The organism is Pseudomonas sp. SR18, from assembly GCF_023701505.1.
Lineage (GTDB): Bacteria > Pseudomonadota > Gammaproteobacteria > Pseudomonadales > Pseudomonadaceae > Aquipseudomonas > Aquipseudomonas cyclaminis.
In genome coordinates this window covers 46401-58629 of sequence record NZ_JAMQAU010000013.1, presented here as the reverse complement: position 1 = coordinate 58629, position 12229 = coordinate 46401, and the positions used below count along the sequence as shown (strand labels likewise).

The 12229-nt window shown below is 61.1% G+C and carries 12 protein-coding genes; all 12 read right to left on the bottom strand.

Annotated features, from left to right (window positions below; all coding sequences use genetic code 11):
* Positions 1-41 precede the first annotated feature (41 nt).
* The gene (locus NDJ82_RS18945) at positions 42-1538 is read right to left on the bottom strand and encodes a YdgA family protein (RefSeq protein ID WP_099584335.1); all 1497 of its coding nucleotides are present in this window, start codon (positions 1536-1538) and stop codon (positions 42-44) included.
* A 146-nt stretch (positions 1539-1684) separates the two neighbouring features.
* Positions 1685-2317: an NADH:ubiquinone oxidoreductase subunit N gene (locus NDJ82_RS18940; protein WP_112192895.1), complete on the bottom strand. Its 633-nt coding sequence runs from the start codon at positions 2315-2317 to the stop codon at positions 1685-1687.
* Between the two features lie 81 nt (positions 2318-2398).
* Positions 2399-3841 carry an efflux transporter outer membrane subunit gene (locus tag NDJ82_RS18935; protein ID WP_099584333.1) on the bottom strand — a complete coding sequence of 481 codons (1443 nt, stop codon included), beginning with the start codon at positions 3839-3841 and terminating at the stop codon, positions 2399-2401.
* Complete coding sequence (locus tag NDJ82_RS18930; protein ID WP_099584332.1) at positions 3838-4728, bottom strand: efflux RND transporter periplasmic adaptor subunit; 891 nt, start codon at positions 4726-4728, stop codon at positions 3838-3840. The genes NDJ82_RS18935 and NDJ82_RS18930 overlap by 4 nt, the downstream gene beginning before the upstream one ends.
* Positions 4725-4934 (bottom strand): DUF1656 domain-containing protein, encoded by a 210-nt coding sequence (locus NDJ82_RS18925; RefSeq protein ID WP_003187469.1) that lies wholly within the window; start codon positions 4932-4934, stop codon positions 4725-4727. The genes NDJ82_RS18930 and NDJ82_RS18925 overlap by 4 nt, the downstream gene beginning before the upstream one ends.
* A complete protein-coding gene (locus tag NDJ82_RS18920) occupies positions 4931-7009 on the bottom strand; it encodes an FUSC family protein (protein ID WP_099584331.1) in 2079 nt (692 codons plus the stop codon). The genes NDJ82_RS18925 and NDJ82_RS18920 overlap by 4 nt, the downstream gene beginning before the upstream one ends.
* Positions 7006-7416 carry a MarR family winged helix-turn-helix transcriptional regulator gene (locus NDJ82_RS18915; RefSeq protein ID WP_250926124.1) on the bottom strand — a complete coding sequence of 137 codons (411 nt, stop codon included), beginning with the start codon at positions 7414-7416 and terminating at the stop codon, positions 7006-7008. The genes NDJ82_RS18920 and NDJ82_RS18915 overlap by 4 nt, the downstream gene beginning before the upstream one ends.
* Before the next feature lie 351 nt (positions 7417-7767).
* Positions 7768-8184: a hypothetical protein gene (locus NDJ82_RS18910; protein WP_191947088.1), complete on the bottom strand. Its 417-nt coding sequence runs from the start codon at positions 8182-8184 to the stop codon at positions 7768-7770.
* Positions 8185-8433: 249 nt separating this feature from the next.
* Positions 8434-9681 carry a Fic family protein gene (locus tag NDJ82_RS18905; protein ID WP_250926072.1) on the bottom strand — a complete coding sequence of 416 codons (1248 nt, stop codon included), beginning with the start codon at positions 9679-9681 and terminating at the stop codon, positions 8434-8436.
* A 168-nt stretch (positions 9682-9849) separates the two neighbouring features.
* Positions 9850-10095 (bottom strand): DUF2789 domain-containing protein, encoded by a 246-nt coding sequence (locus NDJ82_RS18900; protein ID WP_112192892.1) that lies wholly within the window; start codon positions 10093-10095, stop codon positions 9850-9852.
* A gap of 9 nt (positions 10096-10104) precedes the next feature.
* Entirely contained in the window at positions 10105-10716 is a 612-nt protein-coding gene (gene cysC, locus NDJ82_RS18895) for an adenylyl-sulfate kinase (RefSeq protein ID WP_502941242.1), read from the bottom strand.
* Positions 10700-12214 carry a TolC family protein gene (locus tag NDJ82_RS18890; protein ID WP_099584326.1) on the bottom strand — a complete coding sequence of 505 codons (1515 nt, stop codon included), beginning with the start codon at positions 12212-12214 and terminating at the stop codon, positions 10700-10702. The genes cysC and NDJ82_RS18890 overlap by 17 nt, the downstream gene beginning before the upstream one ends.
* Between the last annotated feature and the right edge of the window lie 15 nt (positions 12215-12229).

Below are 12229 nucleotides of genomic sequence, written 5' to 3'. Positions count from 1 at the left end.
CCCGCTGCCCCATTATTTATTTGCGAGCCAGGGCAGATTATTTACTGCGCGCCGCTCACCGCACCAACTTTGGCCATCACAAAACCAATGAATTGCTCGACAGTCATCTTCTGACCGTTGAACGTCACTTCATTGTTGGCGTAGTGCAGCTTGGACACCACGTCGCTGCCGACCAGGGTCGCCAACTGCGTGCCCACCGCCATGCCGCTGACCATCTCGGCGGCCATCTGGGATTGTTGCTCGATGGCTTTCGGGTCGGTCACGCCGCCGAGTTGCGCTTGCAGCGCGGAAACGTCAGCGATCATCGGCTTGGACAGGGTCAGGTTGGCGTCCAGCAGCGCAATCATCTGCTTGCCCAGTTCAACCGGTGGCAGCTCCATGGACACCGGCTTGGCCAGGTCGACCAGCAGGCTGAACTTGCTTTCGCCGTGGGTGGTTTTCAGCGACAGATTTTCTACCGCCACTTGCGGCTTGGCGGCCAGGACCTGGTTGACGTTGGCTTCGGCCAGGGCCTGCTCGGCTTCGGTCAGTTGCAGCTCAGGTGCCGGCTGGTTGGCGGCGGCAGCGGCTTGTACCGGCTGCATCTTGTCCTGGTAAAGCTTGGTCAGCACCAGCATGGCCGGGATGTCGACATTCTTCATGCTCACAGCCAGCGCCGCCGAACCCACGGGTTTGCCTTGGTAGCCGATCTCGTCGATCTTGTAGTCGACACGGCCGGCCAGGTTGTTGTCCTTGGTTTCGCTGGAGTCTTTCTGCTCGAAGCCTTTGACGGTCAGCACGGCTTTCTGCGGGCCGAAGGTGAACTTGCTGTCGGTCAGTTCAACGGTGTTTTGCCCGGTGTAGAAACCGAAGGTGGATTTTTCCAGATTGCTGGCGATGGTCAGGCCCGACAGCTCGGCTTCGAAGGCTTCGCCATTGGCATCCACGGCGGCGACCTTGAGGCTGTTCATAAAGCCATCGGCCTTGACCTTCTGGCCCTCAGCGGTGCCGTCGAAGTTCATGTTGGCGCCGGAGAAGCTCACCGACGATTTGTCGTCCTTGAACTCCAGCGGCAGCAACTCGATGTTGCCGTTGACCGAACGGGTGTAGCCGATATTGGCCACGCCTTTGAGCGGCGACACGTCTTTGGCGGCGGCGAACCACTTCTCGGTAGTGGCGTTCTTTTCCAGCGCGTAGTGACTGGTGGCCATGACCGGCAGCCACTTGAGCGTCACCAGGCGCGAGAACGGCAGCGGGCCGTGTTCGATATGGTCGACAAACAGCAGTTCCGGGTTCGGGTTGTCTTCGCCGAAGACCGAGCCTTGGCCTTTCAAGCGGTAATGGGCGGTGCTGCTGAACACCCCACGATCCAGGGAGACCAGCTCCAGGGCCACGGTGCCATCGACGCCGGCCATGGAGGTCTGCAGTTCCTTGTTGGCGTTCTGGATCGCGGTTTGCAGCACCGGCTCCAGTTGTTTACCGGTGTACCAGGCGCCGCCTGCACTGACGACGCCAACGGCGACAACAAAACCCAAAAGAACGACTGCTGGCTTATTCATGAAGTGACCTGATCAAATCCTGTGAGAAGTGGGCTGTCTTCCTTGAACCCTGTAAGGGTTGGCTCAAGCCCGCCGAAAGCGGGGGAAGATTAGCACTGGCGGCCGTAAACGGCCCAGCCTTTCAGAGGGATCAGTTCAGTAGTAGTTCAGGAATACTCCAGCTCGATTTCATCCAACTGGTGATCGAAACTCTTCAAGCGCGCCGTCCAGGTGTACACCAGCACCTCAAACTCGCGGTGTATCACCGCATTGCCGGGGGTGTCGGCCTTGGGGTCGCAGAAGTCCAGTTGGTAGCGTTCGCGGGCCATCTGTGTCGCAACATCAGACAATTCCCGCGCATTATTGAGCCAATGCCTACCTTCGGCGACCTGCTGATCGAGGGCCACGCACTGTTTTTTCAGGACTTCGAGGCTTTTTTCCAACGGCGTGCCGGTGAGGTCGCCCATGACTTCCTGGAACGTGCGCCCCGGCTGCCAATAGCTGCCCCAGAAATAACGGTCGAACACCGTTTCCACCCGGCGCAGCGCAACCTTGGTGTCCCAGATCGCCACGCGGGTCTTGCCTTGTTCGAGGAGTTTTTTCTTGATGCGTTGATTCTGGTAAGAAGCCCAGGCCACCACGCCGATGGACAAGGTACCGATCACCAGGCAGGCGCTGTCGAGAAAGACCATGGCCTTGTCGAGCTGGTGAGCGAGCATGACGCCGTAGAAATACGCGGCCGATAACAGCACCAGTGCGAAGAGCACGCACCAGAAAGCGGGAGCATAAGGGTTTTTCATTATTGGAATCCCCATGAGCAAACGCGAGCAGTGTCAGGCAGGGCATCACGGCGCCCCACCTGACAAAGCATAGCTATCTGCTCAGGGTTTGCTGGCTTGCGCAGGTTGCGTTCGTCCGCTTTCCCAGCCGCCGCCCAAGGCCAGGAACAGGTCGATCTGACTCATCGCAACCTGGGTGTTGGCCGCCGCCAGCTGCGCCCGCACGTCGGTGTAGGTGCGGGTGGCTTGCAGGTCCGCCAGGAACGACGCACGGCCGGCCTGGAAGAAGCGGTGGGTCTGCCCCGCCGCTTCCTTGGCCGACTCACCCGCTTCGGCCAGTGCGTCGCGCCGTTGCAACTGCGCGGTGTATTGCGCCAGGCCGGTCTGGGTTTCGCGGATGGCGTTGAGTACCACTCCGTCGAAATGCGCCAAGGCGCCCTGGGTTGCGGCTTCGGCTTCGTGGACACGGGCACGGGCGCCGTTGGTCGGCACGGTCCAACTGATCATCGGGCCAAAACCCCAGCGGTTGGTCGCAGGCGTGCCAAGGTTTTCGAGCAGGCCGACGGTGCCCACCGTGGCGCCGATGGCGATGTCCGGGTACAGGGCGCCAGTGGCCACGCCGATCCGAGCGGTGGCGGCGGCCAGTTGGCGTTCCGCCTGGCGCACGTCGGGGCGGCGCTTGAGCAGCGCCGCGCCGTCACCCACGGGCAGCAGTTGCGCGATGTGCGGTAGCTCGGCGCAGCTGCCGGTGCCCGCTGGCAGTTGGTCCAGCGGCTTGGCCAGCAGCATCGACAGGCGGAACAACCCGGCCTGGCGCGCCGCTTCGTAGCGCGGCATGTCGGCGCGCAGGGATTTGTACTGGGTTTGCGAACGGGTGACCTGGGTTTCATCGCCACGGCCGGCGTCGCGCAGGCGCTGGGTCAGTTTGGTGCTTTGGGCTTGCAGGTCCAGGGACTCGTTGGCAATCGCCAGTTCTTCGTTGGCCGCGCACACTTGGGTGTAGGAACGCACCACATCGGCCACCAGGGTGATACGTGCGATATCGGCAGCGGCCTGGGCCGCATCGGCGCTGGCCTGGGCGCTTTCGATGCCGCGTTGCAAGGTGCCGAACAGGTCGAATTGATACGAGGTAGTGATGCCGACGCTGCCGATGTTACCCACCGGCACTTTGTCGGCCAGCAAAAATGCTTCGCCGGACTCCTGCAGGCGCTGCGCCTCGGCCTTGGCGCCGAGGCTCCAGCCGCCGGCAGATTCAGCCTGTTGGGTCTGGAAACGCGCACGCTGCAAGTTGGCAGCGGCCACGCGCAGGTCGGTGTTGGAGGCCATCGCTTGGCGCACCAGTTCGTCCAGGCGCGGGTCTTTGTACAGCTTCCACCAGTCGCTCGGCACCGGCGCCGACACCACGTTGGCGCCCTCGCCCGCGATTGGCCCTTGCAGGTCGCCACGGTTGACGGCGGCCTTGTCCGGCAGCGTGTAGTCCGGGCCTACCACTTGGCAGGCCGACAGCAACAAACCCAGCGCGGCGGTCGCCAACAGCTGCTTCATGGCGTGGCTCCGTCATTGGGCTTGTCGCCAATGATCGACACCGTGGCCGTGCGCCCGGCGATCATACGGAAGTCCGCCGGCACGTCGTCAAAGGCGATGCGCACCGGAATCCGCTGGGCCAGGCGTACCCAACTGAACGCCGGGTTGACGTTGGGCAACAGGTTGGAGCCGCTGCTGCGGTCACGGTCTTCAATACCGGCGACGATGCTCTGCACATGGCCGCGCAGGCGGGCGTTGTCGCCGATCACACGGATGTCCACGGCCATGCCGACGTGGATGCCGTCGAGCTTGGTCTCTTCGAAATAGCCGTCGATATGGAAGGAATTGCTGTCCACCACCGACAGCACTGGGTGGCCAGCGGTGACGAATTCCTGGGTACGCGGCGCGCGGTCGTTGACGTAGCCGTCCACCGGGCTGCGGATCACCGAGCGATCCAGGTTGAGTTGGGCCGAATCCACCGTCACTTGCGCTTCGGCCAGGGCCGACTGGGCACGGGCCACGCGGGACTGGCTTTCTTCCAGTTGCTCGCTGGGCACCAGGTTGCCGAGGCCACGGTTACGCTTGTACTCGCGGCTGGCCTGGGCCAGGGTTTCCTGGCGGTCGGCCACGGCGGCCTGGGCCTGGCGCAGGGCCAGCTTGAAGCGGTCCTGGTCGACGGCAAACAGTACCTGGCCCTTGGTCACCAACTGGTTGTCGCGCACGTCCACCCGCTGGATCAGCCCGGACACGTCCGGGGCGATCTGCACGATGTCGGCACGAATGTGGCCGTCGCGGGTCCAGGGCGCAAACATGTAGTACATGACCATGCGCCACACAACGACGACCGCGAAGCTCACGATCAACAGCGTCAGGACTACACGGCCGATGGTCAAAAAAGGTTTTTTCATGTCATCAGGTATCGACTGAGTGAGTCCACCGCGCCCAGCAACAGCGCGTAGAGCCCCACATTGAACAATGCCCGGTGCCAGACCAGGCGATAGAAGTGCATGCGCGTCAACAGCCCGTGCACCACCAGGAACAACACGTACGTAATGCCCATCAGCACCAGCAGCGTGGGCAGGAACACCCCGCTGATATCCAGATCACCGATCATAAAGGCGCTCCATCCGGCAGCGGCGCTTCCAGCTCCGTGCCACCAATAAATTCGACGCCGGGCAACAGCGCCAGGCGCAGGCCGGCCAAGGCGTGCAACAGGTGCAGGCGGGTATCGTCTTCGTCCTGCAGGCCTTGCCCGTTGAGGGCGCGGCGCGTGCGGTCCAGGGTCATCAGCAGACCGCTGGGCGCGGGCAAGCGTTCACCCGCCTTGAGGCAGGCTTTGAAGTAAGCGCCGACGCCTTCCACCACTTGGTTGAGCAACACCCGTGGCACGCCGAGGATGCGCGGCGAATAGGCCAGCAGGTCGAGCAGGTTCAGCGCCACGCGCAAATCGCGCAGGGCGATGCCGGTGTCCTGGCCGGTAAGGGCCAGGCGCGGCAGGTGCTGCATCAGGCGATCGAGCATTTGCACGGCCAGGTGCCGGTGTTCAGCCAGGGTGGCGGGTTCGGTGAGGCCGACGATGTCACGCCAGCTGAAACGGGTCAGGCGCTTGGCCGCGAATTCGGCGCCAAAAGGCCGTGCGACCAACGTCCACACAAAGGCAAACAGCAGGCCCACAGGCCCGGCCAGATTGACGTTGGCGAAGTTAAGGAAGTCCGCGTCGTAGGCGCCCTGGATACTGATAAACGATGAGGTGTTCACCAGCGTCAACAACATGCCCAAGTAGAATCGCGGCTGCACGGTGAGGGTGCCGATGCAGATAAACGGCACGGCGAACGCCAGCACCAGCATCGGAAAATCGTGCAGGTTGGGCAGCACCAGAAACAGGTACAGGCTGGCGAACAGCACCGACATGGCGGTCCAGAAAAAGAACCGATAGATCTGCGGCGCCGGGTCGTCCATCGACGCGAAGAAGCTGCACGCCACGGCGGCCAGGATCACGGCGCTGCCGCCGTCGGTCCAGCCCAGCAGAATCCACAGCACCGAGGCGACGATGATCGCGGTGACGGTGGAAAACGCCGAGTAGAACATCAGGCCACGGTCGAGGAATGGCGTAAGCCGGCCCAGGCGCCAGTGACGGTACACGGCGCGCCAGGTGTCTTGGCTTTCGCACTGGATCGCGGCCTGCAGGCTGCGGCAGTCTTGCCACAGGTCGATCCATTCGCCCAGGCGGTACAGCGCGTTGGAATACAACAAGGTGTGGCGATCATCCAGCGCTTCGCCTTGGGGTTGCAGGGCGTCGACCTGATCACGCAGGGCGCGCCAGCTTTCCATGGGTGCGCTTTCTTGGGTGCCTTCCAGCCATTGGCTGGTGGCTTCCAGGATCGGCTTGATGCGGTCTAGAAATTCCGGCGCACGGTGTTCGATGGCGTACAGGGCATCATCCAGGGCATCCACCACCGGCAGCAGATGGATCATGCGCCCACGCAGTTCCTTGGTGTTGCGCACTGTCTGCGGCCGCGCGCCTTCGTGGGGCAACTGGCCGATCATCAATTCAAGGGTGTTGAAGGTGGCAACCATGCCGCCGCGCAAGGTGCTGACCTCTTCCGGCGCCACGTTGCGCGTCAGAAAGCGCTGGCTGTAGACCTGGGCATCGGCAAACCACTTGGCCACCGAGCCATCGAATACCGGCATCAGGCGGCGCGGCCAGAACATCGCGCCCACTACGGCGGCGACTGCAATGCCGAGGAAGATTTCTTCGGTCCGCGCCTCGGCGACATCCCACACCGCCAGCGGGTTATCCACCACGGGCAGGGCGATCAGCGGCAGCGTGTAGCCGGCCAGCATCAGCGCATAGTTGTTGGCGGTGCGCAGGTGCATGGAGAGGAACAGCAAAGTGCCCGTCCACAGCGCGATCACCACTACCAAAATGTAGGGTGACTGCACGAACATCGGCACAAAAAACACCGCCGCCGCCGCGCCCATCAAGGTGCCAATGGCGCGGTACAGGGCCTTGGAGCTGGTGGGGCCGACAAACGGGCTGGAGACGATATACACCGTGGCCATCGCCCAATACGGACGCGGCATTTGCATGAGCATGGCGATGTACAGCGCGATCATCGACGCGGCGAAGGTACGCACGCCGTAGAACCAGTCGCGGGCGGGCGGAAAACCGGTAAAGAACCCGTTCAAAGCGTCGCCGCCTCAAAGGCGCGCAGCACACGCAGCGCGGCTTCCATATCGGCGGGTGTGATCTGCACCAGCACTTCACGGCGCAGACGCACCAGTTGCACTTCAACCGCTTGCACCAACTCACGGCCACGCTCGGTGAGGCTCAAGGCCTTGGCGCGGCGGTCGTGGACGTCTTCGGTACGGCACACGTAGCCGTCACTGCACAGGCGATCCAGCAGGCGCACCAGGGACGGGCTTTCCATCCCGGACGCCTGGGCCACTTTGACCTGGTGCACACCGTCGCCCAAACGACCGATCATCAAGAGCGGCACGGCGCAGGCTTCGGAGATGCCATAGCTCACCAGCGTGGTCTGGCAGATTTTGCGCCAGTTACGGGCGCCCACCACCATGCTGCTGCTGAGGTTCATCTGGAGTTGTTCGAGGGATTGAGGCACTGGATAGTTCGCATACAGTTAGTTTGCTAACTATCAATATGATGGAGGGTGGTTGTTCCGTCAAGTTTTGAAACAATTTAGCGATGGGTGGAGCGTTTCAGTGGCAGCAGCGCAGAACCCATGTGAGAGGGGGCTTGCCCCCGATTGCGGCGGGCCAGTCATTGATGCATGCGCTGGCAAGCCCCCTCCCACATTTGGATCGGTGTCGGCTTGCTGGATTTTCCATCATGTCGAGGCCATAGGGCAGGGAGACCAGTGCGGCGGTTTTGGATGTCAGATGAGGTTGTGCCACAGACTTGATGGGTTCTCAGGTCTCATGGCCGGTCAGGATTTTTTGCACCATCGCCATACGCTCCAGACTTTGATTGCCTCCGAAATAATCACTAACACAGCCATTAACACCAAATTGTAGTTAGGGACAAGCTGAGCCCCTACCAGCAAAGGCGAAACAGAAGGCACAATAAAAGCCAATCGCAAGGGTGTTTGAAGGTAAGTAACCCACCTCACCTGTTTACGTCCAAGAAAGAACAGTAGGCACGAAATCACGATGGAAACTTGCAGCAGCATGGCAAAGCCGAACATGTATAACTGCACAACACTATGATCACGCAGTACCCATAAAGCACTTTCAAGATCGCTTAAATAAGGAATCCTTGCCTGTATTGCGCTGGCCACCGCATAACGAATCAGATAAAGGGCATCCATGGCTCCCCAAAACCAAAAAACATGCTTGCGCGTCATTCTCCTGCCTCCTTGTATTCGTAGAACACGTCCGGTGTTACAGGCTGCCAATGCCACGACTTACCACCCACCTGCCAGTTGTCATCGCCCTCCATATAACGTTGTTTTATATGCCGCAGCTCTCCATATCGACGCTCAACTGATCGGTGAGTAAGTTGATCATCTCGACTATCAAGCCTTACCCACCGTTGAGTCATAGCGCCTGTTAATAACGACTCCCACACACCGGCCACTATCGTCCAATTCCCTTTAGTCGATAGGAAGTTTCCCAACTTCACGCAGAGCACTCCCCACCTCCTCCTCAATAAACTCAAACACCTCCTCCGACACGCTGTACTGAAACGGCTTGCGCCGGTGCTTGGAAACCTTGCCGTCGTTATCCAGGCACATCATCACCAACCTCGACAAATCACTGCCGCGCACGTCAAAGCGTTGATTCACGGCCTTGATCACCCGGTCATAACGGTCGAGAAATTCGGTTTCCTCGCGCAGTTCCACTTCCAGGGCGCGGCGGGCCATTTGCAGGGTGAATTCGACGCAGCAGGTGGCGTCCCAGTAGCGGTAGATCGAGGGGTGGCCGATGAAGTCGAAGGCCATTTGATCGCCGTCCAGCCAGGTGACGTCCCAGAACTCGCGCGTCGGTCGTGAAAAACCTTTGAGCGCCTCCAGATAGGCCTGCTCTTCGTGCTTCATCGCGACGGACACCGGCAGCAGCAGGCCATTTTCCAGTGCGCCGTAGTGGCAGAGCGTTTGGTGGATCAGGAAGCGCGAGAGGCGCCCGTTGCCGTCCATGAACGGGTGCAGGAACACAAAGCCGAACGCGGTAACGGCCGCCGCTACCAGCGGATCGACGCCGCGTACCGGTTGGTTGGCGAAGGCCATCAGCTCTTCCATCAACTCCTGGCGCAACAGTTGGACGAAGCGGCGGGATTTTTCTTCGCTCGGTTGTTCTTTTTCGATGGCGAACGAGTCGCGGGTTTCGTGGAGGTAGGCCCACTGGATGGCACGGTCCATCATTTCGGGTGGGAGGGTGGCCATGAAGGATTTGGCGCGGTCGAGGATATCGAAGCTCAGAAGCGCTTCTATCTCTGGTGTTCGCTCCACGGTCGCGCAATAAGCCAAAGAACCCAAGCCATTGAAGTCGATGCGCCAACGGGAGTTACGCGTAGACGGCCCCGTCACGTAACACTGCGGGTCAAACAGAGGAGAAACCCGGCTGTTGATCGGTTTGTTGTAATCCAAGCGTTGACGGGTCAAACCCTCCCATAGGTAGCAAACCTTTCGGATAAAAAGACCGTTGGGCGCTTTTTCCAGCTCACGTAGCAGTGAGTCAGCGCTAACGACTTCAAGGGCCTGGGCCAGAATGCCGAGGTTGATGCCTTCATGCTTGAGAGCGAAAAGAATGTGCTCAAGCACCGAGTCAACAGCGAGGGCGACGGCGTGAGGAACGGCCAGGCAATCACCAATCATGGAGATGCGTGTGACGGGCTTGATCATGGCAGCACGGGCAGGCGCAATGGCTTTCAACCCGAGGGACTGATGGAGATGGGCATATCCATCTAAGTCATCGCACAGACTCAGAAAAAATTCACTGACGCGATTAAAGCTTAGATTTTTTCAACCAGCCTCGTTTTTTTTCAAGTGATCAACCTTTTGCTAGGTTTTTTACACACCTCGCCCATCCCGCAACATCAGATTCAACTCATCCACCACCACCGCCCAATCCGCGTCATCCAAAATTTCCTCACGCAACAAAGCGCTCTGGCTGTCGGTCCAGAAAAACGCGTCCGCCAATTTCAGATCCGGTTTGAGCGGTGAATGACTGGCCAAGAATTGATCAATGCTCTTCGGGTCATCCGGCAAACCCAACTGTTTGAACAATGACGGCAAGCTATGCACTGGCGATTCCATGGCGGGCTCCTAAGAAGGTGATTCTCCAGAGTCTAGCCCAGGCGCCAGCCAGGCCAGCAAACCTTCGACGCACTGCTGCGCCGGTAACACGCCGGTATCCAGCACCAACGCAGTATCCCTCGGCGGCTCATAGGGTGAACCCACGCCGGTAAATCCTGGCAATTCGCCCCGTCGCGCCCGGGCGTAGTGCCCTTTGGGATCGCGCCCTTCGCACACCGCCAAGGATGCGCTGCACCACACTTCCCGGTAATCCGCGCCCAGGCGTCCGGCAAACACCGCCCGCAATTCGGTCAGCGGCGCGATCATCGCGAGGATCACGATCTGCCCGTTGTCCACCAGCAGCGCCGCCAGTTCGCTGGCACGGCGGATGTTTTCCTCGCGGTCGCCGTCGGCAAAACCCAAGTCTTTATTAAGGCCGCCGCGCAAGGCATCGCCGTCGAGCACGATGCTTTGCCGACCCTGTTCGAAAAGCGCAGCTTGCAGCCCCTGGGCCAGGGTCGACTTGCCCGATGCGGGCAAACCGGTGAGCAGGATCGCCATACCGCGATGCCCATTACGCGCCTCGCGCTGACGGCGCGTGATGCTCGCCGTCGGCGCCACCAGGTTACTGGGCAACAGCACGCGGCACCGGTGCAGCGATGTTGCCGGCAGCCCAGGCCGATTCACGGCTGGCCAGCGCGGTGGCGATGGTCTGCACGCGGTCAGAGTCCAATTGCTCGGGCAACGGGTCGAGCCCGGCGCTGGCGAAGATCTGGCCGTAGGCATTGCGCAGGTCGGCATAGGCCAGGTCACGGCGCAGGTCGGCTTGCAGGGTGTTGAGTTCGCCCTGGATCAGGTCCAGTTCGCCCAAGCCGGCTGCTTCATGCCGGTTGCGCAGTTGGGTGAGGATTTGCCCGTCGATGTTCGCCAGTTGTTCGTTGGTCTTGAACTGGCGCACGGCGTCCTGGTAATTGGCGTTGGCCACATAGACTTGTGCCAGCACCGCGATCGACATGGCCTGGCGCCGTGCGGTGGCAACTTCTTCGCCAGCCTTGGCCACGTCAATGGCCGCCGGGGCGGAGATCACGTTGAACAGGTTCCAGGTGATCTTGGCGCCATAGTCAGCCCAACGGTTGTCTACCAGGAACGAGTTGCTGTCGTAGTGCCCGCCAGCGGAAAACTCCAGGCCCGGCAGCAGACGCAGCATGGCTTTGCGGGTTTCCGCAGCGCTGATGCGGGTCTGGTAATCCTGCTCACGCAGTTCCGGGCGATTGGCCAGGGCTTCCTGTTCCAGGCTGCTCAGATTGACCTTGAGTTGAGGCACCGTGTACTCGTCCGGCGTGGCCAGCTTCAGGTCGGTGCCCATGGGCAGGTTGATCAGGGTGGCCAGTTCGGTCTTGGCCAGGGACAGGGCGCGGCGCTGCTCCTGCAATTGGCGTGTGGCTTCGATCAGCGAGCGCTGGTAACCGAGGGCCTGGACCGGGTCGCCGATGCGCTGCTCGCTCATGTTTTGGCTGTTGGCCTGTGCTTGATCGACCCGTGCCATCAGGCTGTCGATCTGGGTCAGCAGACGCTCGGCGGCCACCGCGCGCCAGTAGGCAGAGCGCACGTCCTGGACGATGGTGTTGATTACCTTGCGTCGACGTTCCTGGATGATCAGGCGCTGGTCGCCCTGCTGCTTGGCGCTGATGTAGCTGACGCCGAAGTCGAGCACGTTCCACACCATGGTCAGGTCCGCCACGCGGCGGTCGCGATCCTGGGAGGTGGACGGCTCCAGGGACTGCGTACCGGTGAGCACGCTCTGGCTGCTGGAGGCGTTGGTGTTATTGCGCCCGGCGTAGCCTGCGGACAGGGCCATGCGCGGCAGCATGTCGAAACTGGACAGGTCCGATTGGCGCTTGGCCAAGGCTTCTTCCATCACCTTCAAGCGACCTTCGAGGTTGTATTTCACCGCACGGGCCATGGCCTGGTGCAGGGTCAAGGGGCCGCTGAGGGGCTCTTGATCCTTGTACATGCCGTGTAGATCGCTGCGGGCTCGCTGCTCACTGACACTGCGCTCAATCGGTTCGCTGGTGACCGCGCAACCGCTGATCGCCAGCACCAGCAGGCTGGCGCCGAACAACTTTTGACCTGTCTTCATCCCTGTACTGCCCCT

Coding starts and splice junctions, on each gene's coding strand:
- NDJ82_RS18945 (WP_099584335.1), bottom strand. CDS start 1,538: ATGAATAAGCCAGCAGTCGTTCTTTTGGGTTTTGTTGTCGCCGTTGGC.
- NDJ82_RS18915 (WP_250926124.1), bottom strand. CDS start 7,416: ATGAACCTCAGCAGCAGCATGGTGGTGGGCGCCCGTAACTGGCGCAAA.
- NDJ82_RS18930 (WP_099584332.1), bottom strand. CDS start 4,728: ATGAAAAAACCTTTTTTGACCATCGGCCGTGTAGTCCTGACGCTGTTG.
- NDJ82_RS18900 (WP_112192892.1), bottom strand. CDS start 10,095: ATGGAATCGCCAGTGCATAGCTTGCCGTCATTGTTCAAACAGTTGGGT.
- NDJ82_RS18935 (WP_099584333.1), bottom strand. CDS start 3,841: ATGAAGCAGCTGTTGGCGACCGCCGCGCTGGGTTTGTTGCTGTCGGCC.
- NDJ82_RS18890 (WP_099584326.1), bottom strand. CDS start 12,214: ATGAAGACAGGTCAAAAGTTGTTCGGCGCCAGCCTGCTGGTGCTGGCG.
- NDJ82_RS18910 (WP_191947088.1), bottom strand. CDS start 8,184: ATGACGCGCAAGCATGTTTTTTGGTTTTGGGGAGCCATGGATGCCCTT.
- NDJ82_RS18940 (WP_112192895.1), bottom strand. CDS start 2,317: ATGAAAAACCCTTATGCTCCCGCTTTCTGGTGCGTGCTCTTCGCACTG.
- NDJ82_RS18905 (WP_250926072.1), bottom strand. CDS start 9,681: ATGATCAAGCCCGTCACACGCATCTCCATGATTGGTGATTGCCTGGCC.
- NDJ82_RS18925 (WP_003187469.1), bottom strand. CDS start 4,934: ATGATCGGTGATCTGGATATCAGCGGGGTGTTCCTGCCCACGCTGCTG.